Source organism: Sinimarinibacterium flocculans, from assembly GCF_003201205.1.
GTDB classification, from domain to species: Bacteria; Pseudomonadota; Gammaproteobacteria; order Nevskiales; family Nevskiaceae; genus Solimonas; species Solimonas flocculans.
Window position 1 is genome coordinate 562318 of sequence record NZ_QICN01000001.1, and the last position, 26984, is coordinate 589301.

Annotated in this window: 24 protein-coding genes and 1 riboswitch; of the genes, 19 read left to right on the top strand and 5 right to left on the bottom strand. The window is 69.7% G+C overall.

The genetic code is table 11. From position 1 onward, the window contains the following. Positions 1 to 10 precede the first annotated feature (10 nt). The 16 genes from leuB (at position 11) to C8D93_RS02665 (ending at position 17356) form a co-directional block, all read left to right on the top strand. The gene (gene leuB / locus C8D93_RS02590) at positions 11 to 1090 is read left to right on the top strand and encodes a 3-isopropylmalate dehydrogenase (protein ID WP_110263580.1); all 1080 of its coding nucleotides are present in this window, start codon (positions 11 to 13) and stop codon (positions 1088 to 1090) included. Between the two features lie 20 nt (positions 1091 to 1110). After that, positions 1111 to 2229 carry an aspartate-semialdehyde dehydrogenase gene (gene asd / locus C8D93_RS02595; protein ID WP_110263581.1) on the top strand — a complete coding sequence of 373 codons (1119 nt, stop codon included), beginning with the start codon at positions 1111 to 1113 and terminating at the stop codon, positions 2227 to 2229. A gap of 27 nt (positions 2230 to 2256) precedes the next feature. Next, on the top strand, positions 2257 to 3276 hold the full coding sequence (locus C8D93_RS02600) for an aspartate-semialdehyde dehydrogenase (RefSeq protein WP_110263582.1): 1020 nt from the start codon (positions 2257 to 2259) through the stop codon (positions 3274 to 3276). Positions 3277 to 3358: 82 nt separating this feature from the next. Next, positions 3359 to 6013, top strand: coding sequence for a FimV/HubP family polar landmark protein (locus C8D93_RS02605; protein WP_110263583.1), 2655 nt, complete (start codon positions 3359 to 3361; stop codon positions 6011 to 6013). A 10-nt stretch (positions 6014 to 6023) separates the two neighbouring features. Continuing rightward, complete coding sequence (locus C8D93_RS02610) at positions 6024 to 6692, top strand: hypothetical protein (protein WP_110263584.1); 669 nt, start codon at positions 6024 to 6026, stop codon at positions 6690 to 6692. Then, positions 6689 to 7474 (top strand): tRNA pseudouridine(38-40) synthase TruA, encoded by a 786-nt coding sequence (truA, locus tag C8D93_RS02615; RefSeq protein WP_110263585.1) that lies wholly within the window; start codon positions 6689 to 6691, stop codon positions 7472 to 7474. Before C8D93_RS02610 ends, truA begins: the two co-directional genes overlap by 4 nt. 3 nt (positions 7475 to 7477) lie before the next feature. Beyond that, on the top strand, positions 7478 to 8119 hold the full coding sequence (locus C8D93_RS02620; protein WP_110263586.1) for a phosphoribosylanthranilate isomerase: 642 nt from the start codon (positions 7478 to 7480) through the stop codon (positions 8117 to 8119). A 38-nt stretch (positions 8120 to 8157) separates the two neighbouring features. Beyond that, positions 8158 to 9354: a tryptophan synthase subunit beta gene (trpB, locus tag C8D93_RS02625; RefSeq protein WP_110263587.1), complete on the top strand. Its 1197-nt coding sequence runs from the start codon at positions 8158 to 8160 to the stop codon at positions 9352 to 9354. 49 nt (positions 9355 to 9403) lie between these two features. Beyond that, positions 9404 to 10216, top strand: coding sequence for a tryptophan synthase subunit alpha (trpA, locus tag C8D93_RS02630; protein WP_110263588.1), 813 nt, complete (start codon positions 9404 to 9406; stop codon positions 10214 to 10216). A 27-nt stretch (positions 10217 to 10243) separates the two neighbouring features. Beyond that, entirely contained in the window at positions 10244 to 11128 is an 885-nt protein-coding gene (gene accD / locus C8D93_RS02635) for an acetyl-CoA carboxylase, carboxyltransferase subunit beta (protein WP_245903792.1), read from the top strand. 92 nt (positions 11129 to 11220) lie between these two features. After that, positions 11221 to 12477 carry a bifunctional tetrahydrofolate synthase/dihydrofolate synthase gene (gene folC / locus C8D93_RS02640; protein ID WP_110263590.1) on the top strand — a complete coding sequence of 419 codons (1257 nt, stop codon included), beginning with the start codon at positions 11221 to 11223 and terminating at the stop codon, positions 12475 to 12477. Positions 12478 to 12480: 3 nt separating this feature from the next. Further along, a complete protein-coding gene (locus C8D93_RS02645; RefSeq protein WP_110263591.1) occupies positions 12481 to 13161 on the top strand; it encodes an SPOR domain-containing protein in 681 nt (226 codons plus the stop codon). Positions 13162 to 13226: 65 nt separating this feature from the next. After that, positions 13227 to 13745, top strand: a complete 519-nt coding sequence (locus C8D93_RS02650; protein WP_110263592.1) for a CvpA family protein — start codon at positions 13227 to 13229, stop codon at positions 13743 to 13745. 2 nt (positions 13746 to 13747) lie between these two features. Beyond that, positions 13748 to 15262 (top strand): amidophosphoribosyltransferase, encoded by a 1515-nt coding sequence (gene purF, locus C8D93_RS02655; protein ID WP_110263593.1) that lies wholly within the window; start codon positions 13748 to 13750, stop codon positions 15260 to 15262. A 23-nt stretch (positions 15263 to 15285) separates the two neighbouring features. After that, positions 15286 to 15361, top strand: a riboswitch (SAM riboswitch). A 45-nt stretch (positions 15362 to 15406) separates the two neighbouring features. Then, complete coding sequence (locus C8D93_RS02660; protein ID WP_110263594.1) at positions 15407 to 16594, top strand: O-succinylhomoserine sulfhydrylase; 1188 nt, start codon at positions 15407 to 15409, stop codon at positions 16592 to 16594. 3 nt (positions 16595 to 16597) lie between these two features. Further along, positions 16598 to 17356: a ferritin-like domain-containing protein gene (locus tag C8D93_RS02665; RefSeq protein WP_110263595.1), complete on the top strand. Its 759-nt coding sequence runs from the start codon at positions 16598 to 16600 to the stop codon at positions 17354 to 17356. Positions 17357 to 17368: 12 nt separating this feature from the next. Here C8D93_RS02665 and C8D93_RS02670 read toward each other — a convergent pair whose 3' ends face one another. From C8D93_RS02670 to C8D93_RS02685, 4 genes are all read right to left on the bottom strand, one after another. Further along, positions 17369 to 18370 carry a Csu type fimbrial protein gene (locus tag C8D93_RS02670; RefSeq protein ID WP_170123856.1) on the bottom strand — a complete coding sequence of 334 codons (1002 nt, stop codon included), beginning with the start codon at positions 18368 to 18370 and terminating at the stop codon, positions 17369 to 17371. 5 nt (positions 18371 to 18375) lie between these two features. Further along, positions 18376 to 20595 carry a fimbria/pilus outer membrane usher protein gene (locus C8D93_RS02675; protein WP_146216488.1) on the bottom strand — a complete coding sequence of 740 codons (2220 nt, stop codon included), beginning with the start codon at positions 20593 to 20595 and terminating at the stop codon, positions 18376 to 18378. 118 nt (positions 20596 to 20713) lie between these two features. After that, positions 20714 to 21457 (bottom strand): fimbrial biogenesis chaperone, encoded by a 744-nt coding sequence (locus C8D93_RS02680; RefSeq protein ID WP_110263598.1) that lies wholly within the window; start codon positions 21455 to 21457, stop codon positions 20714 to 20716. A gap of 20 nt (positions 21458 to 21477) precedes the next feature. Next, positions 21478 to 21969, bottom strand: a complete 492-nt coding sequence (locus C8D93_RS02685) for a Csu type fimbrial protein (protein WP_170123857.1) — start codon at positions 21967 to 21969, stop codon at positions 21478 to 21480. 334 nt (positions 21970 to 22303) lie between these two features. On the opposite strand from C8D93_RS02685, the gene C8D93_RS02690 reads away from it, so the two are divergent. From C8D93_RS02690 to fliD, 3 genes are all read left to right on the top strand, one after another. Then, entirely contained in the window at positions 22304 to 23458 is a 1155-nt protein-coding gene (locus C8D93_RS02690) for a flagellin (protein WP_110263600.1), read from the top strand. A 69-nt stretch (positions 23459 to 23527) separates the two neighbouring features. Next, positions 23528 to 23887, top strand: coding sequence for a flagellar protein FlaG (locus C8D93_RS20870; protein ID WP_211307157.1), 360 nt, complete (start codon positions 23528 to 23530; stop codon positions 23885 to 23887). 13 nt (positions 23888 to 23900) lie between these two features. After that, positions 23901 to 25229, top strand: a complete 1329-nt coding sequence (fliD, locus tag C8D93_RS02700) for a flagellar filament capping protein FliD (protein WP_170123858.1) — start codon at positions 23901 to 23903, stop codon at positions 25227 to 25229. Between the two features lie 9 nt (positions 25230 to 25238). Here the strand turns inward: fliD and C8D93_RS02705 are convergent, their stop codons facing one another. Next, positions 25239 to 26978 carry a serine/threonine protein kinase gene (locus tag C8D93_RS02705; protein WP_110263602.1) on the bottom strand — a complete coding sequence of 580 codons (1740 nt, stop codon included), beginning with the start codon at positions 26976 to 26978 and terminating at the stop codon, positions 25239 to 25241. Positions 26979 to 26984: the final 6 nt, after the last annotated feature.

Consider the following 26984-nt stretch of genomic DNA (forward strand, 5'->3'; position numbering starts at 1 on the left):
AGCATCACGCATGAGCAACAAGAACATCCTGATTCTCCCTGGCGACTACATCGGCACCGAGATCATGGCCGAGGCGGTCAAGGTCCTCGAGGTGCTCAAGGCCGAGGGCGAGGCCATCGAATGGTCGTTCGGCCATCTCGGCGGTGCCGCCTATGACGCCGAGGGCCATCCGTATCCGCCATCGACGCAGCAGGCCGCGCGCGCAGCCGACGCGATCCTGATGGGCGCCGTCGGCGGTCCGAAGTACGACAGCCTCCCGCGCGCGGTGCGCCCGGAGCAGGGGATTCTCGGCATCCGCAAGGATCTGGGACTGTTTGCGAACCTGCGTCCGGCGCTGGCCTACGAGGAGCTGGCGGCGGCCTCGTCGTTCAAGCCGGAGGTGATCGCCGGACTGGACATCCTGATCCTGCGCGAGCTGACCGGCGACATCTACTTCGGCCAGCCGCGCGGTCGCCGCACGAACGCGGACGGCGCCGAGGAAGGCTACGACACGATGCATTACAGCGTGCCGGAGATCGAGCGCATCGGTCACGTCGCCTTCCAGGCGGCGCGCAAGCGCGGCAAGCGCCTGTGCTCGGTGGACAAGGAGAACGTGCTGGAGACCTCGCGTCTATGGCGCGAGGTGATGATCCGTGTCGGCCAGGACTACCCGGACGTCGCGCTGTCGCACATGTACGTCGACAACGCGGCGATGCAGCTGGTCAAGAACCCGAAGCAGTTCGACGTGATCGTCACCGGCAACATCTTCGGCGACATTCTCTCCGACGAGGCGTCGATGCTCGCCGGGTCGATCGGCATGCTGCCGTCTGCGTCGCTGGACGTGAACAACAAGGGCCTGTACGAGCCGATCCACGGCAGCGCGCCGGACATCGCCGGCCACAACAAGGCCAATCCGCTGGCGACGATCCTGTCGGTGGGCATGATGTTCAAGTACAGCTTCGACCGTGCCGACATCGCCGAGCGCATCGACGCCACGGTCAAGAAGGTGTTGCGCGCCGGTCATCGCACCGGCGACATCGCGCAGCCGGGCGAGAAGGTCATCGGCACGAAGGAAATGGGCGACGCCTTTGTGGCTGAGTTCCGCAAGTAGCAAGACAGCAGAGACGCAAGATGAAGAAGCTGGGAATGGTGGGTTGGCGCGGCATGGTCGGCTCGGTGCTGATGCAGCGCATGAGCGAGGAAAACGATTTCTCGCTGGTGGAGACGCATTTCTTCAGCACCTCGAGTGCCGGCGGCCCCGGCCCCCGGGTCGCGGGCAAGGACACGCCGCCGCTGAAGGACGCGAACAGCATCGACGCGCTGCAGGCGATGGATATCGTCATCAGCTGCCAGGGCGGCGACTACACCAACGAGGTCTATCCGAAGCTGCGCGCCGCCGGCTGGGACGGCTACTGGATCGACGCGGCCAGCGCGCTGCGCATGAAGGACGATGCGGTCATCATCCTCGACCCGGTCAACCGTCACGTCATCGACGCCGCGCTGGCCAGGGGCGTGAAGAACTACATCGGCGGCAACTGTACGAACTCCATCCTGCTGATGGGCGTCGGCGGCCTGTTCCGCGAAGGGCTGGTCGAGTGGGTCAGCTCGATGACCTACCAGGCGGCGTCCGGTGGCGGGGCCAACCACATGCGCGAGCTGCTCAAGGGCATGGGCGTCGTGCACGCGGCCGTTGCCGACGAACTGGCGACGCCGGCCTCGGCGATCCTCGACATCGACCGCAAGGTCGCGCAGGCCATCCGCAGTGACATGCCGACCGAGTTCTTCGGCGCGCCGCTGGCCGGCGGCCTGATTCCGTGGATCGATGCGCAGCTCGACAACGGCCAGTCCAAGGAAGAGTGGAAGGGGCAGGCCGAGGTCAACAAGATCCTCGGCAATGTCCAGTCCGGAACGATCGTTCCGGTCGACGGCCTGTGCGTGCGTATCGGTGCGATGCGCTGCCACAGCCTTGCGCTGACCCTCAAGCTCAAGCGCGACCTGCCGCTGACGGAGATCGAGGCCATCATCCGCTCGGGCAACGACTGGGTGCACTGGGTGCCGAACGACCGGCCGACGACGATGCGCGAACTCACCCCGGCCGCGATCACCGGCGGGCTCAAGGTCGGCGTCGGTCGTGTGCGCAAGCTCAATTTCGGCCCGCAGTACCTGTCGGCCTTCGTCATCGGCGACCAGCTCCTCTGGGGCGCTGCCGAACCGCTGCGCCGCATGCTGCGGATTCTCGTCGGGCGGTAGAATCGCGGCCCCGAACCAGGGCCCGCGATGAAACGCCGTTTCGATCTTGCCGTTCTCGGTGCCGACAGCCTCGTCGGCGCTGCCTTGCTGGAGTTGCTCGCCGAGCGCCGCTTTCCCGCGGGGGAGGTCAGCGCGCTGGGGCTGGATGCCGAGGAGGGGGCGAACGTGGAGTTCGCCGGACACGCGCTGCCGGTGGATTCGGCGTCGGCGTTCGATTTCGGTCAGGTGCAGCTGGCCTTCTTGGCGGACGACGATCCGCGGCTTGCGGCCGAGGCCGAACGCGCCGCCGATGCAGGTTGCGTCGTCGTCGATGCCGGGGGGACGGCCTGGCGCGATCCGGAGATTCCGCGGGTGGTCGCCGGCATCAACGACGCGGCGCTGGCCGGCTTCAACGAGCGCGGCATCGTCGCGGCGCCGGATCGCGTGCTGGTGCCGCTGCTGCGGGTGCTGGCGCCGGTGCACGGCGAGTGTCCGCTGCGATCGGTCCACGTCACGGCGATGATTCCGGTGTCCGACGCGGGACGGCCGGCGTTCCAGGATCTGGCGCGCGAGACCACGGCGCTGCTCAATGCGCGCCACATCGATCGCAGCCATTTCAAGCAGCAGATCGCCTTCAACGTCCATGGCCAGATCGGTGCCGTGGACGGGGGCGGGGCGACCGAACGCGAACGGCGCATCGGCGACGACCTGCGGAACCTGCTCGGCGCACCCGAACTGTCGGTGTCGGTCCACCTCGTGCAGGTGCCGCTGTTCTACGGCTATGCGCTGACCGTCGATCTGCTGTCGGACCGTCCCGTGGACCTCGAAGCGGTCACCCGGGTTCTGGCCGCAAGCCCGGGGCTCGACTGCCGTGGCCCCGGTGACGCCGGCGACTGTCCGTCGCCGGTGGCCGACGCGATGGCGAGTTCCTCGGTGCAGGTGGCACGCCTGCGCCAGAGCGCCGGCACGCACTCGGCGGCCCTGTGGATCACGGCCGACAACATCCGCTGCGCGGCGGCGTCCAACGCCGTCGCCTGTGCCGAAGTCCTGATTAGTGACTATTTATAAATCATTAGGTATAAAAGGGCTTATGCGCGCAAGTTCACCTGCCGCGTGAACATCGGGGGTGCAGGTTGATTCAGGAGAGGATATGAGGCGCTCGCTTACACGCCTGGCCGCCGTGCTTCCCGGGCTGTGGCTCAGTGCTGCCGCCGCCGTCGGTCTCGGCGAGATCGACGTGTCTTCGCGTCTGAACCAGCGTTTCGCGGCAACCATCCCCGTCTACGATGCGACGCCGGAGGCGCTCGACGCGCTCACCGTGCGCCTAGCCGGCAACACCGAGTTCGAGCGCCTGGGCATCGAACGGCCGGCGTTCCTGTCCTCGCTGCGATTCGCCGTGCGCAGCGAGGGTGCGCCGCGCATCGAGATTCGCAGCGACCAGCCGGCGCGTGAGCCGGTCCTGACGCTGCTGCTGGAGATTCGCGACGGCGGCAGCCGCGTCGTGCGCGAGTACACCGTGCTGCTCGACCCACCCGACTACCGCGACGCCGGCGACGGTGCCGACACGTTCTACGAAACGGCGACCGAGTCGGGCGGCAGCGCGCAGATCGGCCAGGCACCGGCGGCGACACCCGATGTGGCCGTCGCGACCCCGGCGCCAACGCGCATGCCGGTCGCCACGCCGACCCCGGCACCGGTCGTTGCCGGCGTGCCGGACGAACCCGCCTCCGTGGCCGATGCGCCGGCGCTGTCCGACGGACGCTACGGGCCCGTGTCGGGGGACGAGACGCTGTGGCGCATCGCCACGCGACTGCGTCCGGACGGCGCGAGCATGGACCAGATGCTGCTGGCCCTGTACCAGCGCAACCCGCAGGCCTTCGCCGGCAGCATCAACGGCTTGCTGGAAGGTGCGATGCTGGAGGTGCCGTCGGCCGCGGACATCATGTCGGTCAGCGCCGCCGCGGCCCGCGACGAGGTCATGCGCCTGCGCGGCATGACGCCTCCGGCGGCGAGCGCGAGGCCGACGCCGGCCCCGACGCCTGCGCCCACGCCGGTACCGACCCCGGTGCCGACGCCGACCCCCACGCCGGCCCCGACTCCCGTCGCCACGCCCGAGACCACGCCGGTCCCCGTCATCGACACGATGCCGGCGATGGACGCCGGCACGCTGACCGATCCTGGCGTCGGCGACCTGCCGACGGACGACGGCGACCTGCCGACGGACGACGGCGCCGAGCTGGTCGCCGACGACATGAACGACGGTGCGCAGGAGGCGCTTGATCCCGGTTTGCAGCTCGAACCCGAAGAGCCGGCCGACGCGGCGGACGAGGAGATCGTCGTCGACGAGCCGGTCGGGTCGCCGCGTACCTCCAGCCTGCTCGAAAGCCTGGTGATTCCGCTGGTCATCGGCCTGCTGATTCTCGGCGGGCTGGGCTACGGCATCTCGCGGCTGCTGGCGCGGCGCAAACAGGCGGATACCGTCAATGCCCCGTTCGGCGTCGTCACGCCGAAGCCGGCGACGATCGCCAAGCCGGCTGCCGCGCCGGCACCGGCTGCGGCCGCCGGAGCTGCGGCTGGCGCATCCGCGCGACGCTCGGTCGACGAAGAGTTCGAGGAACTGCAGGCGACGCTGGATGCCGAGGACCGAATGGCCGCGCCCAAGGCGGCTTCGGAGACCGCGGAGCCGCCGTCGTTCGAGGCGACGCAGCAGGTTTCGACCGCGCAGCTCGCCACCGAGCAGTTCGACACGGCGGCGTTCGAGACTGCCGCGGCCGGCGAGAACACGGCGGGTGCCGGCGAGCCGGTGGACTTTGACCTGACCGGCCAGTTCGAGTCGCAGACCGTCCAGATCAACCTGGATGCCAACGACCCGATCTCCGAGGCGGACTTCCACCACGCCTATGGGCTGTACGACGAAGCCGCCTTGCTGCTGAACCAGGCCATCGAGAAAGAGCCGGCGCGCCCCGATCTGCGCGTCAAGCTCGCCGAAACCTATTTCGCTGCCGGCAAGACCGCCGAATTCACGGCCTGCGCCGAGTCGCTCAAGCCGATGCTCGGCGACGCCGACTGGCAGAAGATCGCGATCATGGGTCAGCAGCTCTCGCCGGACACGCCGCTGTTCCAGTCCGGGGGTGACGGCGGCGGTGCCGTGGACCTGGATCTGGGCGCCGAGGCGCCTCCGGCCGGTGCCGGAAACGGCGGCGAAGGCACGCTGGACTTCCAGCTCGACCCGGTGGACCTGCCGAAGCTCGATGCGCCCGAGCTGCAGGTGGCCACGGTGGACAAGGGCGACGCCCTCGAATTCGATCTCAGCGAGTTCGACCTCGCATCGTCCGAGGAGGGCGAGCCGTCGGCACCGGCGGCGCCCGAACCGCGCAGTGGCGGCGAGTCGGTGGATTTCGATCTCGACCTGTCGGCCTTCGACGGCACCGAGGCGGAGGCCTCCCCGGCGGATGCGGGCGAGCCGCCCGTCACGCCCGAACCGGAGGCCGGTGCCGCACCCGCGGCGAGCGAGCCCGCCGACGATGGGCTCGACCTTCCGGTCGATACCGACACGGTGTCCTTCGACGTCGGCGATGCCGGCGGCGGCGAGATTCGGCTGGACGACATCGACCTGGGCGAACTCGAAGGCGCCGACACGACGGCAGGCGGGGGCGACGAGGCGGCGACCAAGCTCGATCTGGCGCGCGCCTACGTCGACATGGGCGACAAGGAGATGGCGCGCTCCCTGCTGGACGAGGTCGTCGAGCAGGGCAACGAGTCGCAGCGCCAGGACGCCAAGACGCTGATCGACCAGCTCGGTTGATGACTCGGGCATGGCGCCGCCGCTGACGCTGCATCCGGCGGTTCGCATCCTGCTGCTGCTGGTCACGGCGTCGACACTGCCGGCGATGAGCCTGACGACGCTGGCCGTCATCGGCGGCCTCGGCCTGACCACCCACTGGCGCCTGAGCGCTTCCGCCCTCGATCGTCTGCGCGGCGGGCTGTGGCGGCTGCGCTGGCTGCTGCTGGCGATCTTCGTGCTCTACGGCGGCTTCACGCCCGGCGAACCGCTGCTGCCGGCGCTGCCCGGCCTCAGTCGCGAGGGGCTCGCCGAGGGACTGCGGCGGATGCTGGTGCTGGTCGACCTGCTGGTGCTCGTCTATCTCCTGCTCGCCGTCACGCCGACGACGCAACTCGTCGTCGGCGTCCGCGTGCTGCTGGCGCCGCTGCGCATCCTCGGTGTCGAGCCCGAACGGGTCGGCTTGCGCATTGCGCTGGCGCTGGAGGCGGTGAGCGGCCTGCAGCAGCGGTTGCGCGGCGATGCCGGCGTTCCGCTGTGGACGCGTGCAGCGGCGCTGATCGAGGCGGTCGAGCGCGACGCAGCGACGGCCGCTGCGCCGGTGGACCTCGCGGATGCCGGACTTCCGCGCTGGTGGGAATGGCTGTTGCCGCCGCTGCTGTTCGCCGGCCTGTATCTCCTGGCCTACGGCGGGGGACCATGACGCGCTACGCCGCAGGCGTCGAGTATGTCGGCACCGGCTTCAGTGGCTGGCAAGCGCTTGCCGGCCGCCGGACCGTGCAGGCCGAACTCGAGCGCGCGCTGTCGACCGTGGCCGCCCATGCGCTTGCCGTGACGGCTGCCGGGCGGACCGATGCCGGCGTGCACGCCGTGCAGCAGGTGCTGCACTTCGATTCGACGGCCGAGCGCAGCGACTACGCGTGGTTGCTCGGGGCCAACAGTCAGTTGCCGGCGGATGTGGGCCTGCGCTGGATCAGGCCGGTCGATCCCCGCTTCCATGCCCGGCACAGCGCCGTGCGCCGCCGCTACCGCTACGTGATCCACAATCACCGCGCACGCAGCGCATTGCTGCATGCGGGCAGCGGCTGGTGGCCGCAGCGGCTCGACGCCACCGCGATGCACGCCGCGGCGCAGGCGCTGATCGGCGAACACGACTTCTCGTCGTTCCGCGATTCGCAGTGCCAGTCGCCGACGCCGATGCGCCGTCTCGACGCGATCGCCGTTCGCCGCCACGGCGATCGCGTCGTCGTCGATGTCTGCGGGAACGCTTTCCTGCATCACATGGTGCGCAACATCGTCGGCACCCTGGCGCTGGTCGGCCTGGGCAAGCAGCCGACTTCCTGGGTCGCCGAACTGCTGTCGCAACGCGACCGCAGGCTGGCCGGGATGACGGCGCCGGCGGGGGGGCTGTATTTCGTGGGACCGGAATATCCGGCAGAATTCGGCCTCCCGGCGCCGCCCGCGCTCGTGTTCCCCCCGGTCTGAGCCTTGCCCGTTTCCCGCACCCGCATCAAGTTCTGCGGTATCCGCCGTGCCGCGGACGCTGCCGCGGCAATCGATCTGGGCGTCGACGCGCTGGGCTTCGTGATGGTGCCGGCGAGCCGTCGCTATCTCGCACCGGACCGCGCTGCGGCGCTGCGTGCCAGGCTGCCGCCCCTGGTCACCGTCGTTGCCCTGTTCATGGACGCCGATCCGGCGACCGTGCAGCTCGCCATCGATGCGCTGCAACCCGACCTGCTCCAGTTTCACGGCAGCGAGGATGCGGGGTTCTGCGCGGGATTCGGCCTGCCCTACGTCAAGGCCGTGGCGATGCGCGGCGACGGCGATCTGCGACGCGTCGCGCGCCAGCACCGTCAGGCCGGCGCCCTGCTGCTGGACGGACATGCCCCGGGCGAGATGGGCGGCAGCGGAAAGGCGTTCGACTGGTCGACGGTGGTGCGCGGTGTCGCGCGACCGCTGATTCTCGCCGGCGGCCTGACGCCGGGGAACGTGGGACGCGGCATTCGCGCGCTGCGCCCGTATGCCGTCGACGTGTCCAGCGGCATCGAGTCGCGACCCGGCGTCAAGGATGCTGCGAAAATGCGCGCCTTCGTCGAGGCCGTGCGGCGTGCCGACCGGCATCGCCGCTGACGACACCCGCAGTCCAGGAGCACCACAACGATTCGCCCATGACTTACGACTACCCCGATACCCGCGGTCATTTCGGTCCCTACGGCGGCCAGTTCGTCGCCGAAACCCTGATGGAGCCGCTGCGGGCCCTGGCCGCGGCCTACGATGCGCTGCGCAAGGATCCGGACTTCCTGCGCGAGCTCGACGGGGACCTGCGCGACTACGTCGGGCGGCCGTCGCCGCTGTATCACGCCGCGCGCCTGACCCGGCGCTGGGGCGGGGCGCAGATCTGGCTCAAGCGCGAGGACCTGAACCACACCGGCGCGCACAAGGTGAACAACACCGTGGGCCAGGCCCTGCTGGCCAAGCACCTGGGCAAGACGCGCATCATCGCCGAGACCGGCGCCGGCCAGCACGGCGTCGCCAGCGCGACCATCGCCGCGCGCCTGGGCTTGAAGTGCGTCGTCTACATGGGCGCGGAGGACGTCGAGCGCCAGTCGCCGAACGTCTACCGGATGAAGCTGCTGGGCGCCGAGGTCGTGCCGGTGAAGAGCGGCACGAGGACGCTCAAGGATGCGATGAACGAGGCCCTGCGCGACTGGGTCACGAACGTCGACGACACGTTCTACGTGATCGGCACCGTCGCCGGCCCGCACCCGTATCCCATGCTGGTACGCGACTTCCAGTCGGTGATCGGCCGCGAGGTGATCGCGCAGAGCCGCGACAAGTTCGGGCGCCTGCCGGATGCGCTGGTCGCCTGCGTCGGTGGCGGATCGAACGCGATCGGGCTGTTCCATCCGTTCATCGATCATCGCGAGGTGGCGATGGTCGGTGTCGAGGCGGGCGGACGCGGTGTCGACACGCCCGAGCATGCCGCGCCGCTGTCGGCCGGCAAGCCCGGCGTGCTCCACGGCAACCGCACCTACATCATGGCGGACGTCAACGGCCAGATCCTGCCCACGCATTCGATCTCCGCCGGTCTCGACTATCCCGGCGTCGGCCCGGAGCACTCGTGGCTCAAGGACAGCGGTCGCGTCGAGTACGTGGCCGTCACCGACGACGAGGCCCTGGCGGCCTTCCACGAGCTGACGCGCGCCGAGGGCATCATCCCGGCGCTGGAGTCGGCGCACGCCTTCGCCCATGCGCGCAAGATGGCGCCGGCGCTGGGACCGGAACGGCATCTGGTCATCAACCTGTCCGGACGCGGCGACAAGGACATCTTCACGATCGCGCGTCGCGAAGGCATCTCATTGTGAACATCCTGTTCAAACACCGGCCATCCGTGGCCGGACTTCTCAAACAAGCATGAACCGTCTCGACAAGACCTTTGCCGCCCTGAAGAGCGCCGGGCGCAAGGCATTGATTCCGTACATCACCGCGGGCGATCCGCACCCGGACCACACGGTGGCGCTGATGCATGCGCTGGTGCGTGGCGGGGCCGACGTGATCGAACTCGGCGTGCCGTTTTCCGATCCGATGGCCGACGGGCCGGTGATCCAGCTCGCCTGCGAACGTGCCCTGGCGCACGGCACGGGGCTCTGGGACATCCTCGACATGGTCGCCGCGTTCCGCCGCGACGACGCGACGACTCCGGTCGTGCTGATGGGCTATCTGAACCCGATCGAGACGCGGGGAATCGAGGCCTTCGCGGAGCGCGCGCGCGAAGCCGGTGTCGACGGCGTGCTCATCGTCGACCTGGCGATCGAGGAAGCGCCGGACTACCTGCCGGCGCTGCGCAAGCGCGGCATCGACTGCATCTTCCTGCTGGCGCCGACCAGTCCGGAGTCGCGGGTCAGGGCCGTGGCGCATCTGGCCAGCGGCTACCTGTACTACGTGTCCCTCAAGGGCGTGACCGGCGCGGCGAACCTCGACATCGCCAGCGTGACCGCCAAGCTCGACGAGATCCGCCGGCACAGCGAACTGCCGGTCGCCGTCGGCTTCGGCATCCGCGATGCCGCATCGGCGCAGGCGGTGGGCCGCATCGCCGACGGCGTCGTCGTCGGCAGCGCGCTGGTTTCCGAGGTCGAGCGGCTGCAGCAGCAGCCGGAGGCGCTGCCGGAGGTGCTGCAAGGCCGCTTGCAGACCCTGCGGCAGGCGCTGGATGCCGACGGCGGCTAAGATGATACGTCCACACCTGTCGCGACCATGTCCGATTCGATGAGTTGGCTCGACAAGATTGCCGGTTCCAAGCTGCTGTCCAGCAACGCCCGCAAGCGCAATGTGCCCGAGGGGCTGTGGACCAAGTGCGACAGCTGCCAGTCGGTGCTGTACCGGGCCGAGCTCGAGCGCACGCTGGAGGTCTGCCCCAAGTGCGGCACGCACCGCTCGATCAGCGCCCGTCACCGTCTCGACCAGTTCCTCGATCCCGAGCCGCGCGTCGAGATCGGCACCGAGGTGGCGCCCAAGGATCCGCTGAAGTTCAAGGACAGCCGCAAGTACACGGAGCGCCTCAAGGAGGCGCAGAACGACACGCACGAGCAGGATGCGCTGATCGTGATGCGTGGCCAGCTCGTCGGCATGCCGCTGGTGGCCGCGGCCTTCGAGTTCAGCTTCATGGGCGGATCGATGGGCAGCGTCGTCGGCGAGAAGTTCGTCCGCGGCATCAATGCCTGCCTCGAATTCGGCGTGCCCTTCGTCTGTTTCCACGCCTCCGGCGGCGCGCGCATGCAGGAGTCGCTGTTCTCGCTCCTGCAGATGGCCAAGACCTCGGCGGCATTGACCAAGCTGTCCGAACGGGGCTTGCCGTACATCTCGGTGCTGACGCATCCGACGATGGGCGGCGTATCGGCGAGTTTCGCGATGCTCGGCGACGTGCAGATCGCCGAACCGCGGGCGCTGATCGGCTTCGCCGGACCGCGCGTGATCGAACAGACCGTGCGCCAGAAGCTGCCCGAGGGTTTCCAGCGCGCCGAGTTCCTGCTCGAGAAGGGCGCGATCGACCTGATCGTGGACCGGCGCGAGATGCGCGATCGCGTGTACCGCCTGCTGGCGATGCTCACGCACTTCTCGCCGAGCGTCAGCGCCGCCTGATACCGGCGTGGACGCAGGCTTGATGCGTTGCAGGCGCCGTTGCCGTCGTCCGTGCCTGCCGGCGTTGCGCGACACATGACCCGGCGGCATCGATGACCCGTTCGCTCGACGAATGGCTGCAGTGGCAGGAACGTCTGCATCCGCAGGCGATCGACCTCGGCCTGGATCGCGTGCGGGCCGTGGCGGCCCGGCTCGGCCTGCCCGACGCGCAGCCGGTGACGCTGACGATCGCCGGCACCAACGGCAAGGGATCGAGTGCGCACCTCGCGGCGCTGATCTACCGCGAGGCCGGCTACCGTGTCGGCCTGTACACCTCGCCGCATCTGCTGCGCTACAACGAGCGCGTACGCATCGACGGGCAGGTGGCCGACGATGCCGCGTTGTGCCGGGCCTTCGAGGCGATCGAAGCGCAGCGCGGCGACATCCGGCTGACCTACTTCGAGTTCGGCACGCTCGCGGCGCTGTGGCTGTTCCGCGAGGCCGCGGTCGACGTGCAGGTGCTCGAGGTCGGCCTCGGCGGCCGCCTGGACGCCGTCAATCTGGTGAACGCCGACGCCGCGCTGATCACCAGCATCGGCATCGATCACACCGACTGGCTCGGACCGAATCGCGACAGCATCGCCCGCGAGAAGGCCGGCATCTTCCGGCCCGAGCGACCGGCGATCGTCGCCGAGCCGGAGCCGCCGCCGGCCCTGACCGAGGTGGCCAGTGCCTGTGGCGCCCGCTTGCAGCGTCTGGGCGTGGACTTCGGTTTCGAGCCGCGGCCGGCCGGATTCGACTGGTGGTCGGCGCAGGGCCGGCTCAGCGAGCTGCCGTCCCCCGGGCTGTCCGGTCTCGCGCAGCTGCGCAACGCGGCCGGCGTGCTCGCCGCGGTCGAGGCGCTGCAGCGACGCTGCGCGGTGCCGGAGGACCGGCTGCGCCGGGCCCTGCCGCAACTGCGCCTGCCCGGACGCTGCGAGCGCCGCGGACGCTTCCTGCTCGACGTCGCGCACAACGAGCAGGCGGCGCAGGTGCTCGCCGAAGCCCTACGGCAGCCCGGGCTGCCCGGCCCGCGCGTGCTGGTGCTCGGCATGCTCGCCGACAAGCCGCATGCGGCCTTCCTCGCGGCGCTGGCGGGCGGCTTCGACAGCCTGGTCCTCGTCGGCCTGCCGCGGCCGCGCGGCCTCGACGCGGCGACGCTGGCGGAGCGCATCGGCCGGCAGGACGGGGTGCGATGCTGCGACAATATGCCTGCGGCCCTGACGGCCGCGCGCGAATTGGCGGGCGACGATGGCAGCATCATCGTGAGCGGCTCGTTTCTCACTGTCGCCGCCGCCGCACCCCTGATCCACGATGCGGGTTCATGCTGATCGATGAATGACAAGCTCAAACGCCGCCTGACCGGTGCCGCCGTGATCGTGCTGGTGGCGCTGGCGCTGGCCGCGCTGCTGCCCGAACCGCAGCTCGCGCCTTCGGTCGAGGACGAGTTGCGCGTGGTCACGATTCCGTTGCAGGAGGAGGCGATCGTCGAGACCGCACCCCTCGACGACGGCGAAGCCGGCACCGCCGGCGAGGTCGACAGCCCGCCGGAGATCGTCGATGGCGATGGCGTCGCGCCCGAAACCCCGCCGGCCCCGGCGAGCACGCCGACGGCCCGTCCAACGACCCGGCCGACGCCGAAGCCGTCGGCGCGTCCGCCGGCGACGCCGAGTCCAAGCCCGACGCCGGCACCGGCCGCAACGGCGACGCCTCGACCGACACCGGTCGTCACGGCGACGCCGCGTCCGCAGCCCACCGCGGCCGCCGGCGCGGATGCCGGCGGCGAGATCTGGTGGGTGCAGGTCGGCTCCTACGCCGACATCGGCAATGCCCGCGAAGCCGAGGCGCGCCTCGCCGCGCTCGGACAGACGGTGATCGTTGCGCCGATCGAAACCGCCTCCGGCACGCTCTACCGCGTGCGCGCCGGCCCGTACACGAGCGCGGCGCGCGCCCAGGCCGCGCACGAACAGGTCGTGCGCGCCGGCATGCCGGAAGCGCGTCTGATCAAGCCCTGAGAGGTGGGCCGCGGCGTATCGTCATGCAGTGGTAAAATTGGACACCGTTGTCTGCGACATGCGGCATGACCTGGGTCGACTACAGCATTCTCGGCGTATTCGTGATCTCCGTGCTGCTCGGTGTCTGGCGCGGCCTCACCCGCGAAGTCCTGAGCCTGCTGACCTGGATCGCCGCCTTCGTCGTTGCCTGGATGTTCCATCGGCCCGCCGCCGCGATGATCGCCCCGTACATTCCTGACCCGGTACTGAGCATGGCTGCCGCCTGCGCCGGCGTGTTCCTGCTCGCGCTGCTGGTCGGTGCGCTGCTCACGCACCTGCTGGTCACGGTGGTGCGCGAGAGCGGTTTCTCGCCCGCCGACCGGACGCTCGGCGGCGGTCTGGGGATGGTCCGTGCGGTCATCGTCGTCAGCCTGTTCGTGCTGGTCGGAGGGCGCATGGGTGCGGCCGAGGCCGGCTGGTGGCAGGAGTCCGCCCTGATCGGCCAGTTCGAGCCGCTCGCGCAGGGCTTTGCGAACGTGATGCCCGAGGCGTGGCTCGACATGATCAAACCCACCGCGAACCCCAACCCGTCCCCAGGCCCATAACCATGTGCGGAATTGCCGGCGTCGTTTCCCAGGGTACTACCGTGAGCGCGGAGCTGTTCGACGCGCTGACGATGCTGCAGCACCGCGGCCAGGACGCGGCCGGCATCATCACCAACGAGGACCACCACCTGTTCCTGCGCAAGGAGAACGGACTGGTGCGCGACGTGTTCAGCGCCGACGAGCACATGCTGCGTCTGCGCGGGCGCATGGGCGTGGCGCATGTCCGCTATCCGACGGCGGGCTGTTCGACCTCGGCGGAGGCGCAGCCGTTCTATACCAACACGCCGTTCGGCATCTCGCTGTCGCACAACGGCAACCTGACCAACGCCGAGGAACTCAAGCAGGAGCTGTTCCTGCAGGACCGCCGGCACCTGAACACCGAGTCCGACTCCGAGGTGCTGCTCAACATCTTCGCGCACGAGCTGCTCCAGCGCGGCGTGCTGCGCCTGACCCCGGAAGACATCTTCGCGGCGGTCTCCGGGGTGCACCTGCGCTGCCGCGGCGCCTACGCCTGCGTTGCGATGATCACCGGCTACGGGGTCGTCGGTTTTCGCGATCCCTACGGCATCCGCCCCGCCGTCTACGGCGTGCGCGAGACCAAGAACGGTGTCGACTACCTGATCGCATCCGAATCGGTGGCGCTCGACGCCCTGGGCTACGAGCTGCTGGCTGACATCCAGCCCGGCGAGGCGGTACTGATCACGCTCGACGGCAAGTTGCACAAGCGGCAGTGCGCCGCCAACCCGATCTACTCGCCCTGCATCTTCGAGCACGTCTACCTGGCGCGGCCAGACTCGGTGATCGACGACATCTACGTCTACAAGGCGCGCCTGCGCATGGGCGTGAAACTCGCCGAGAAGATCCTGCGCGAATGGCCGGATCACGACATCGACACCGTGATCCCGATCCCGGACACCTCGCGCGTCGCCGGTGCCGAACTCGCCGCGCGGCTGGGCGTGAACTACCGCGAGGGCTTCATCAAGAACCGCTACATCGGGCGCACCTTCATCATGCCCGGACAGGCGCAGCGCAAGAAATCGGTGCGCCAGAAGCTCAACCCGGTCGATCTCGAGTTCAAGGGCAAGAACGTGCTGCTGGTCGACGACTCGATCGTGCGCGGCACCACGTCCAGGGAGATCATCGAGATGGCGCGCGAGGCCGGGGCGAAGAAGGTGTACTTCGCGTCCGCGGCGCCGCCGGTGCGGTATCCCAACGTCTACGGCATCGACATGCCGACGAGCTCGGAGCTGGTGGCGCACGGCCGCAGCGTCGAGGAGCTGCAGACGCTGCTCGGTGCCGATCGCCTGATCTATCAGGACCTTGAGGATCTGGTCGAGGCGGTCCGTGCCGGCAACCCGGCGATCACCCGTTTCGACTGCTCGGTGTTCACCGGCGAGTACATCACCCAGGACGTCACGGCCGAGTACCTGAGCCAGCTCGAGCTGTTCCGCAGCGACTCGGCCAAGTCGGCGCGCAAGCAGGCCCGAACGGTGATCGAGCTGACGAACAACGCTTGAGACGCAGCGGTTTTGCGTTTACCTTTCGCCACGGCGCCGATTTGAGCCTGCTTGCGGGCGCCTTACAAATGCAGCTAAACGGTACGAGAGGTCCGTTTAGCCGTTCGGCAAACGGGCCTTTCGCGTTTTCGAGGAGCGTGTGCTGTGAATGAGACCTTCGATCCGGAATGGGGCGCCTCCACGCTCGGCGTGCGCGCCGCGGAGCCGCGCACGGAGAACCGCGAGCACGCCGCGTCGGTCTCGATGACGTCGAGCTACGTGTTCGGCAGCGCGGCCGAAGCCGCGGCGGTGTTCCAGGGGCAGGCGCCCGGCTACATTTACTCGCGGTTCACCAATCCGACCGTCGAGGCCTTCGAGCGGCGTCTCGCCGCGATGGAAGGCGGCGAGAGCTGCGTGGCCACCGCCAGCGGCATGGCGGCGATCCTGAGCCTGTGTCTTGCGCTGCTCAGGCAGGGCGATCACATCCTCTCGTCGAGCGGCGTCTTCGGTTCGACGATCAACCTGTTCAACAACGTGCTGACGCGCTTCGGCGTGACGACCTCCTATGTCGACACGACGGCGGACGTCGCGACCTGGGAGGCGGCGTTGCGGCCGAACACGAAGCTGCTGTTCGTGGAGACGCCGTCGAACCCGCTGGTGGAACTGGCCGACATCGCCTCGCTGGCACGGCTGTCCCGTGCGCACGGCGCTTGGCTGTGCGTCGACAACTGCTTCCTGACCCCGGTGCTGCAGCAGCCGCTGAGGCTCGGTGCCGACTTCGTGATCCACTCGGCGACCAAGTACATCGACGGGCAGGGGCGCGCCGTGGGCGGCGCCATCGTCGGTGACGCCGAGAGGGTCGGCAAGGACGTGTTCGGCTTCATGCGTACCGCGGGTCCGTGCATGAGTCCGTTCAATGCCTGGGTGTTTCTCAAGGGTCTGGAAACCCTGGCCGTGCGCATGCGCGCGCACTGCGACAACGCCCGGGCCGTCGCCGAGTGGCTCGAGGAGCAGCCGAGCGTCGCCCGGGTCTTCTATCCGGGGCTGGCGAGCCATCCGCAGCACGTGCTCGCGCAGCGTCAGCAAAGCGGCTACGGCGGCGTCGTCAGCTTCGAGCTCGAGGGCGGGCGCGATGCGGCGTGGAAGCTGATCGATGCGACCCGTATGCTGTCGATCACCGCGAATCTCGGCGATACGCGCACGACGATCACGCATCCGGCAACGACGACGCACGGCCGCATCAGCCAGGAGGCGCGCGACGCGGCGGGCGTGACCGAGGGCCTGGTGCGGCTTGCCGTGGGCCTGGAGGACGCGCGGGACATCATCGCCGACCTCGCCCGCGGCCTCGGCTGAGCCGTGCCGACGAGGGACGCTGCGTTCGCGGCGCTCGTCGAGCGCGATCCGCAGCGCAAGTGCGAGGCGGTGGTGGCGATCGGCAGCGCCGGTGCCGACGCACCGGCATCGGGCTTCGACTGGCAACGCGTGCCGGGCCGGCCGCCGCGGCCGGTGCTGGTGCATCCGCGCGACGTTCCCAGACGGTCCCTGGGCAGTGCCGATGGGCGGCGGGCGCTGCTGCACGCCGTGGCCCACATCGAGTTCAACGCGATCAACCTGGCGCTCGACGCCGTGTGCCGCTTCGACGGTCTGCCGCCGGCGTTCTATGCGGACTGGCTCAGCGTCGCCCGCGACGAGGCGCGTCACTTCCGGCTGCTGCGCGCGCGACTGCAGCAGCTCGGCTGCGACTATGGCGACTTTCCGGCGCACAACGGGCTCTGGGAGGCGGCGGAGAAGACCGCGCACGACGTGCTGGTCCGGATGGCGCTGGTGCCGCGCGTGCTCGAGGCGCGCGGCCTCGACGTGACGCCGGGCATGATGGCGCGCGTGCGCGAGGCCGGTGACGAGCCGACGCTGGCGATTCTGGCCACGATCCTGGACGAGGAGGTCCGGCACGTGGCCATCGGCACCCATTGGTTCCGGCACCTGTGCGCCAGTCGCGGACTCGAGCCGGTGGCGACCTTCCGCGGGTTGCTCGGCGAGCATGGCGTGCGCCTGCATCCGCCGCTGAATCTCGACGCGCGCGAGCGCGCCGGGTTCGTGGCTGCGGAGCTGTCCTGACGCAGGGCCGATTCAGTAGTAGATCGTCACCGTGACGGTATCGCTGTAAACGCCCTGGGGCGGCGTCGCCTGCGCGGCGACCCGCGCATGCACGGTGACGCTCTGCACGCTGCCGTTGCCGGTTCCGCCCACCGTGTCGGTGTTCGGCGTGTCGCCCCAGCGCTGCGTGCGTGCGGCGTCGCGATACAGCTCGTAGCCGACGTATCGGCCGGCGAGGCTGCGCATGCGCCGCTGCTGGCCGGTCGCATGCAGGCCGTCGTCGAGTCCGATCTGGTACGGCGTGGTGTTGGTACAGCGCGGCGAGATGGTCGCCGTGGTATCGACGGCCGTTGCGAGCAGTCCGCGCGTGCCGAAATCGACATCCTGCACCGTGAATCCCGGCGTGCACGCGGCGTTGACGGTCGCGCTGGCATCGAAGGGAAAGGTCGTGGTGCCGCCGCCGTCGCCGGCGCTCGTACAGTTGCCGGGTACCGTGGCACTGCCCAGCAGTCGTTCGTCGTAACGGTAGCGCGCTTCGGCGTCGATGCCGCTGAAGCTGTTCAGGTAGGTGCCGGGCACGGCGGAGAACTGGTTGGCCGGCACGCGCGCATAGACCGTACGTGACCCCGAACCGGAACCGCCGAGCAGCGGTACCGCGTACTGCAGCACGACTTCGACGTGGTTGCCGGGATAGGTGCCCCAGACCTGCGTGCGCGATGCATCGCTGTACAGGTTGAACTGCAGCGCCGACGCGCCGCTGAGCATCCTGCGCGGCGTGATGCCGCCGTCGCCCTGGGCGCCGTCGCCGATGCTCAGACACAGGCGCACGGCGGCGTTGGCGAGCAGGCTCAGGCCGAAGGTCTGACACTGGTAGCTGAGCGTGGCACTGACATCGGCCCAGCCGTTGAACGGGTCGCTGAAGCCGAATGCGACGTTGGACAGGCTGGCGCTGCAGGTCGTCGTCGCGAACGCCGGCGGCGTGGACGCCAGTGCTGCGGCGGCCAGGGGCAGCGCCAGTGCGCGCCGCCATCGCATGAGCGTCAATCGTCGCATCGCAGGGGACCGATCACCGGCAGGTCGTGCAGATCGTCAGCATAGTCAAAGCGGACGGTGCAGACCGAGCCATCGGCGCGGACGACATCGACGCGATTGTGCGCCTGCAGTTCCTCCAGGTAGACCTGACCGTCGTAGCCGACCACCGCCGTCGCGGTCTCGCCATGGTGGACGCGGCTGCCGAGCGGTACCGCCGAACCGTCCGCCTGATGCAGGACCAGCAGGGCGGCGCGCGTGCGCTCCAGGCCGAAGCGGGCGACGGTTCCGGCGCGGGCAGCCGGCACGGCGCTGAGCTGTTCGTGGTCGAAGCGGATCTGCGGCGGCAGGTGCAGCGGGTCGATGGCGATGCGGTTGGGCTGCCAGGCATTCAGGCCGGTGAGCAGGTAGTGACCGTGCGCGTCGGTACGCCCGATCTGCCGGTTCTCCAGCAGCACCGGCACGTCGGCGACGCCGCCGGTCGATACCAGCGCGAAACCGTCGTCGACGCTGCGCGCGAGAAACACGCTGCGCTCCATCAGCACGACGGCGCCGCCGGCGCCGGCGAAGACGCTGTCGCGATCGCCGTCGCGGCGCAGTCCGCCTCGCCATTGCACGCGGTCGGCGCGGTAGCCGGCCTCGATCTGATGCGTGTTGCCGGTGTCGGCGCGCTCGCTGCGCAGCGCCCAGCCTCCGCCGCCGTCGGTGGGAACGGGCCGGCTGGCGTAGGCACTGTAGCGTTCGTGTCCGTCCCGTCGCTCTGCAGCTGCGCCGACGCTGATGCGGTGGCCGAGGCTCACCGACAGGCCGGCAAAAAAGCCAAGGGCGCGGTCGTCGTCGAGATCGCGGTTCAGGCTGGCAAACAGGGACAGCCGCGGCAGCGGTGAGACGCTGTAGCTGAGTCCGAGGCTGCGTGAGCGACCGTCCTCGACGCGGTCGAGGCGGACGTAGCTGAGCGACCACTGGCCGCCGGCGCTCGCGCCGAGTCCGACCAACGCGCGTTCCGCGCGTCGCGGCGGTGCACGGCCGTCGACTGCCGCAAGGTCGCGGTAGTCGCCATGGGTGCGCTGCAGCGCGTAGTCGACGACGAAGCCGCCCGCGGTACGGTTGTAGCCGAGGTGGCTGAGGCTGCCATCACCGTCGCCGCTGCTGTAGGCGCCCGCGCCATGCAGCGTGCCCCAGTGGCCGAGGCCGACGAGGGCACCCGCGCCGGCGACGGCGAGGCCGTCCTCGCCTTCGGCATGTGCTTCGAGGGTGAGCCAGTCGCGCAGGCCGTGGCGCAGGCTGGCACTGCCGGCCACGCCGTCGCGGTAGTCGAAGGAGTCGATGCCGTAGCTGCGGCGGACCTGGCCGAGCTCCACCGAGTAGTCGCTCAGACCGCGCTGGAGCAGGCGGCTGGCATTGTAGAAGTCGAAGGACAGCACCTGGCTGCGGCCGAGCGTGTCGGTGATCACGAGTCGCGCCTGTCCGGTACCGCTCACCGCCGGCGGCGCGGTCAGCTCGAAAGGGCCGGGCGCGACGTCGCCGTCGTAGCGGCGCACGCCGTCGACATAGAGCTCGATCGTCGACGGCAGCGCGGCTTCGCCGAGGAACTGCGGGATCGGGTAGGTGATCAGGCCCGGCTGCAGACTGAAGTCGCGTCGAAGCTGGATGCCGCCGAGCCGTGTCGCCCGCGTCCACGGCAGCGCGCCGCTGACGAAATCGCCGACGCTCAGCGTCCACAGGCCGGACGGTGCGTAGCGCGTCCAGTTGCTGTCGAGGCGCACGTAGGGCTCGCTGTCGCCCTGCTCGCGCAGCTGCGACAGTCCGCTCGATTCGAAGATCCCGGTGCCACCGAACACCCGCAGTGCGGTTGCGGCGCTCACCGTCCCCTGGCGGTCGTGGATGGCGAAGAGATCGTAGTTCAGCAGGGCCCCCGCTTGCGCGTCCGCAGACCAACGCCGGTGGCCGACCGTATCGATCGACCGCCGCTGGAGGTCCAGCCGATCGACACGGGCATCGACGTGCAGCTGCTGACGGGCGGCGTCATAGCGGAAGTCCACGCCGGGAACGGCGTCGAGCCCGAGGTAACGGTCCTGCGGGAGGTCGTCGACGGCGATACCCAGCGCGTGCAGGTTCGAGGGCCACGCGTACAGCCGCCGGTCCTCGTCGGCAAAGACCTGCACGACGCGCCGTGTCGGCACCTGGTTGACGACGACGTCCAGATACAGCTCCTGGACCGCGTCGCTCATGCCCGGGCCTTCGGCGAGGATCACGCCGACATCGCGCGCATCGTTCGACGCGGATGCGGTGGCGGCGACACCCCAGGCGACCAGCGCCAGGAGGCCGAACCACGTCCGGTGCGCAGGGCTAGTGCGAGACCGGAACGCGGGCGTGCCGGTCGTCGACGCGGACCTCGATGGCGGCGGCTGCGTCGAGGCTGCCCGCCGGCGGGTCCAGCAGCCAGGAACGTCCGGCACCGGCGAGCACGTAACCGAGCAGGCCGTCATGCCGGTGCAGGACCTGGCCCTGCGCATCCAGCACGCGCAGTCCGGAAAGCTGCGCATGCCGCGCGGACGGGTTGCGCACGGCGAGCCGCAGCCGGCCGTCGGTAGCGGTTTCGGTCGACCACGTCAGCTCTCCTTCTGCGGGGGCGGCGCTGCTGGCGGCGATGAACAGCGGTACCGAGTAGCGGATCACGAAGTTCAGCCCCGGCGGCAGTGTCGACGCCGGTTGCGTGCGCGCCGGAGGCAGTTCGTCGACCAGCAGGCGGTAACTGCGCTCGACGGACGCTGCCGCGCTGCCGTCGCGGCGCACGATGCGCACGAGCTGCTGCGAGCCGGGAGCAAGGGTTGTCATCGGCGGGCTGACGACGAGATCCGTGCTCGGTTCGAGCACGTCCTCGCCATCGACCTGGGACCACGCGAAGACGCGTAACTGTGCCTGGATCGGCTGGTCGCCGTGATTGTGAAGACGCAGGCCCTGGACGCGTTCGTCGGCAGGGAAGTCGACGCGCGTCGGGCTGACGCTGAAGCCGGACGCGAACAGCGGCGCCGACAGCAGCGCCAGTGCGCCGCAGGCCCAGCCTGCGATGACGCGTCCGCACCTCCCCATGTCCGTCCGCTCCGAAAGACTCAGTAGGTCACGGTGACCGTGATCGTGTCGGTGTACGTGCCGGCCGGCGGCGTGTCCTGGACCGGTACGCGACCGTAGACCGTGAAGGTCTGGTTCGCGCCCGTGCCGGTTGCCGACACCGTGTCGGTGTCGATGATATCGCCCCAGTGGCTGCTGCGGCCGGCGTCGGAGAACAGATCGTAGGTGACGTCGTTGGCGCCGTTGAGCATCTTGCGCGCAGTGGTGACGCCGCCGCCGTTGTCGCCGGCGCTGAGGCCGATGTCGTACACCACGCCTTCGGTGCACAGCACGGTGATGTCGGCATCGCTGTCGACCGCGCTGCTGAGCAGGCCCGCGGTGCCGAAATCGAGCAGCGGGTCGGCACTGACGGCGCAGGCTGCCTCGAGGACGATCTGCACGTCGAAAGTGGTGGTCTGCTCGGCGGCGAGGGCCGCGTTGCCGCCAAGGGCCGCAGCGGCCGCCGCGGCGATGAGAAGGGGACGCTGTGTCATGGCTTGCTGCTCCGGTTCGCTTCGGTACGCGCCGCGACGTCGCCGCGGCATCAGGACCGATACTGCGCCGGAGAACATCCGTGCCTCTCGCGCGGGTGATGGGCGTGGCATCGCGCGCGAGCAACGGTAAGGGAATATCCGACGCCAACCCGGACATCGCCGCTCGTCTGTAGTGGGATGCCGCTTATCCCGCGTAGGAAATTGCTCTCAAGTTTGCGACGCGAAGTCCGATAAGGACGACAACAGCGGCAACAACACCCGACCTCGGGGCCGCTGCGGCAGGACCGGAGCCGGTTGGCGCCGGATCCGGTTTCGGACATCCAAGGAGCTTTCCATGCAAGTCATCAACACCAACGTGATGTCGCTCAATGCCCAGCGCAACCTGACGACCTCGCAGTCCTCTCTCGCCACCTCGCTGCAGCGCCTGTCCTCGGGCCTGCGCATCAACAGCGCCAAGGACGACGCCGCCGGCCTCGCGATCAGCGAGCGTTTCAGCAGCCAGATCCGCGGCCTCGACCAGGCGCAGCGCAACGCCAACGACGGCATCTCGCTGGCGCAGACCGCCGAAGGCGCACTGGCGCAGGTCACCAACAACCTGCAGCGCATCCGCGAACTCGCGGTGCAGTCGGCCAATGCCACCAACAGCAGCACCGACCGCACGGCGCTGCAGGCCGAAGTCGACCAGCTCCTGTCGGAAATCGACCGCGTCGCCAATCAGACGGAGTTCAACGGCGTCAAGCTGCTCGACGGCAGCTTCACCTCGGCCGTGTTCCAGGTCGGCGCCAACGCCGGAGAGACGATCTCGGTCTCGTCGCTGGTGGATGCCAACACCGCGGCGCTGTCGTCGGTGACCTCGGCCACGGGCCAGTCCAGCGTGACCAGCGGCATCTCCGATCTCGCCGCGGCCACGGCCGGCGATCTGGTGATCAACGGCGTCGACGTCAGCACCGGCATCGGTGCCGCCGGCTCGATCAACCAGCGCGTCGGGCAGGTCGTCGATGCGATCAACAACACCTCCTCGCAGCACGGCGTCAGCGCCGCCTTCGATTCGGTGAACGGTCGCATCGTGCTGACCTCGGACGCCGACATCGCCGTCACTGGCAACGATGACGGCACGGTCACCGGCTTCAACGTGGCGGGCAACGACGGCGACGCCACCGCGGCGACGACCAACGGCCTCACCACGCTGAGCGTGGCCTCGTTCTCGGGAGCCTCGCTGGCCATCCAGCAGATGGACAGTGCGCTCTCCCAGGTGAACTCGGCGCGTGCGACCCTCGGTGCGATCCAGAACCGCTTCGAGTCGGTGGTGCAGTCGCTGTCGACGACCTCGGAGAACCTGTCGGCCGCGCGCTCGCGCATCCAGGACACCAACTTCGCGGCCGAAACCGCGAACCTGACGCGCGCGCAGATCCTGCAGCAGGCCGGTACGGCGATGCTGGCCCAGGCCAACTCCGCGCCGCAGAACGTCCTCAGCCTGCTCCAGGGCTAAGGGCGGTAGCGGACCCCGGGGCCCAGGCCCCGGGGTTCAATCGGCCAGTCCGCCGACGGAGGGAGCCGCGTGAGCGATCCGATCATCGTGACGTCCAGCCGGGCCGCACCGCAGGGTGCCGGCCCGTCCGTCGTGGTGCCGAACGCGTCGGCGGAGGCCGGTGCGGACGTGGTACGGCCGGCTAGCGGCGCCCCGGCCGTCACCATGGTCGACGGACTCGAGGACGCCGTCCGCGCGCTGCAGCAGCAGGCGATCGATGTCGGCGCCGAGCTCGAATTCAGCATCGACGACGAACTCGATCGCGTCATCGTGACCTTGCGCGACCGGCGCGATGGCACGGTGCTGCGCCAGATTCCGAGCGAAGAGGTCCTGCGCATCGCGCGCTTGCTCAGAAGCGACGCGGCGCCGCTCGTGCAGGTCGTCGTCTGAGCCGGAGGCAGGCATGGCAAGCATTTCCTCTCTGGGCGTCGGATCGGGACTGGACATCGCGTCCCTGGTTTCGCAGCTGGTTGCCGCCGAGCGTGCGCCGACACAGAACCGCATCGACACCTCGCAATCCCGGATCAACGTACAGCTGTCGGCGATCGGCACTTTCAAGGGCGCGCTCGCGGATGTGCGCAGCAAGCTCGAGACCCTGCAGTCCGGCGCGCTCGCCGGCCTCAAGGCGAGCAGCAGCAAGACGGAGACCTTCACCGCGACGGCCGCAGACGGTGCGGTGGTCGGCGATTACCAGGTGGAGGTCGTCTCGCTGGCGCGGGCGCACAAGATGGTCAGCGGCGCCTACGCCGACGGCGCCGGCACGGTGCTCGCCAACGGCGACGTCGAGATCAGCGTCGGCGGCGAGCCGTTCACGGTCACGCTGGGCGACGGCAACAACACGCTCGAGGATCTGCGCCGCATGATCAACGAGTCGGCCGACAACACCGGCGTCAGCGCCACGCTGATCAACGAGGCCGGCGGCACACGACTGATGCTCACGGCCTGGGATACCGGCACCGCGCGGCAGATCGCCGTCACCGGCATGGCCTTCAGCGAGCAGCAGGCGGCGGCCGATGCGCATGTGCGCATCGAGGGCTTCGATCACTACGCATCGTCGAACACCGTCACCGATGCCATCGACGGTCTGACGCTCAAGCTGGTGGCCGCCGAACCCGGCGTGTCGCACACGCTCAGCGTCGGGCACGACGCCGAGGCGGCGCAGAAGGCGGTCACCGCATTCGTCAACGCCTACAACGCCGCGGTCAAGACGATCGGCAGTCTCACCCGCTACAACGCCGACACGCGGCAGGCCGCCGCGCTGACGGGCGACAGCACGGTGCGCGGCGCCATGCAGGCACTGCGCGGCGTGATCGGCAGCGGCAATGGCACCGGTACGTTCAGATTCCTGTCGGACATCGGCATCAGTACGCAGACCGACGGCACGCTCAAGCTCGATACGCAGGCACTGACGGATGCGCTGGCCAGCGATCGCAGCGCCGTCGTCACCCTGCTCGATGGCGAGGGTGGCTACGCGGAGCGTCTTGCCGCCGTGCTCGACAACGTCGTCGGCGATGACGGCCAGGTCGAGACGCGCACCGATTCGCTGCAGGCGCGCCTGAAGGATCTGGGACGTCAGCAGGACGCGCTGAACCTGCGCATGGAACAGGTCGAGAACCGCTACCGCTCGCAGTTCACTGCGCTGGATACGCTGGTTGCGCAGATGAACAGCACCAGCAGCTACCTGACGCAGCAGCTGGCGAGCCTCGCCAACCTGACCACGCAGAACAAGTGATGCCTCGCGTCAGCGGATGACGCGGGCGATGCAGCCGTTGCGATCGATCAGGAAGGAGACGCGCCGGCCGTCGTCGGTGCGCATCGGCGGCGTCTGCAGCCGCCCGTCGCTGAGCTTGACGACATCCTCGAAGCCCGCGATGTCGGCGTAGGTGAAGTCGCGCTGGGCGAACAGCTCGGAAACATGCCGGCTGCAACGGGACCGTTCCAGCGCCAGCTGTCTGGCATGTGCCTCGCGGCGCTGCTCGGCCTCGATGCGCGCCGCTTCTTCGGGGCTGAGCGTCGGCGCAGCAGGCGGGCGCAGGGCGGCGACTTCGAGGGCGGTATCAGTCGCCTGCTCGGAAACCTGGGGGGATCGGCTTGCCGGAGCGGAGGCTGACCCGGCATCGGCGAGCTGCACCGGTGCCGGCGTGGACAGCGGGACCGGTAGCGGGGTCGCCGTTGGCGAAGCGATCACCGGTGCCGGCGTCGCGGCGGCGATGCCTGCCGGACTTGCGCGCGGCGTTGGTACCGGTGCCGGGGCTGATTCCGGTTCCGGCCCTGCCCGCGGATCGACGGTCGCGGTGCCGATCGGCACCGAATCGTCCTGCGGGGTCTCCGCGCTGATCCGTTCGAACGCGGCCCGGTCCAGTGCGGGGCCGTCGGCAGCGGCCAGCGAGGTCGGGACGAAGCGCGGGCGGTTCTGTGCCGTTGCCGGCACCGCGGCGGTATCGGCGGCGGCGACTGCGGCGGGCGCCGGAGGCGGCGGCGACGTGCGCGGTACCAGCAGCCAGGCACCGCCGGCGATGCCGACGACCACCGTGGCCGCGACCGCCAGCCACAGTCCCGCTGGCGAGCGGCGCGGCGCGGCAGCGGGCACGACCGTCATCGCGCGGCGCGGCCTGGCCGACGCCACCTGCAGGTGGCTGCGCCATTCCTGCGCGCCGGGCCTGCGACCGGGCTCCAGATCAAGGGCGCGCTCGACCACAGCGATCAGCTCGGCGGAGACCGCCTCGTCCGCGAGGCCGGCCAGCGACGGCAGGGGCTCACCCTGCAGCCGCCGTGCGGCATCGGGCGGCGTGCGCCGCGCAATCAGCTGCCAGGCGATCGCCGCGAGCGCATAGACGTCGCTCGCCGGCGTGACCGAAAGATCGGGCTGCAGTTCCTCGGGCGCCGCATACGGCGCGGTTGCCACGCTGTGCACGGTGCGCGTCTGCAGCCGCAAGGGGCCGCGCAGGCTGCCGAAGCCGTGCAGGATCACGGAGCCGTCGTCGTGGACCCAGAGCTGGCGCGGGTCGACGACGCGATGGACCAGGCCGGCGGCGTGGATGGCGGCAAGCGCATCGAGCGCGTCGGCGAGCAGGCGCGGGATGCGCGTGGCGTCGATGGCGCCGGGCTGCTGCAGCATCGCGGCGAGCGGCTGGCCGGTCGACGGTGTGCAGGCATGCCAGGCCGTACCGCCGGATTCGAAGGGATCGTCGATCGTCGCCAGGGCCGGGTGCGCGATCGCCGCGAACTGGCGCGCGCGATCCAGATAGCTGCGCGTCCACCAGCGCAACGCGCTGCGGTCGCCGCTGTCGACCGGCTCGACGCCGTCGGCGCCGCGCCGGACCACGCCCAGCGGGAACAGCTCGTGCAGGACGCAGACCCCGCTGCGATGGCGGGCGAGGTAGCGATGGCCCTGACCGTCATGGTCGAGCGCCCGCTGCACGACGTAATCCCCGATTGCGGCGCCCGCTGCGAGCGGCGCCTGCGACGCGTCCTGCTTCATCCCTGA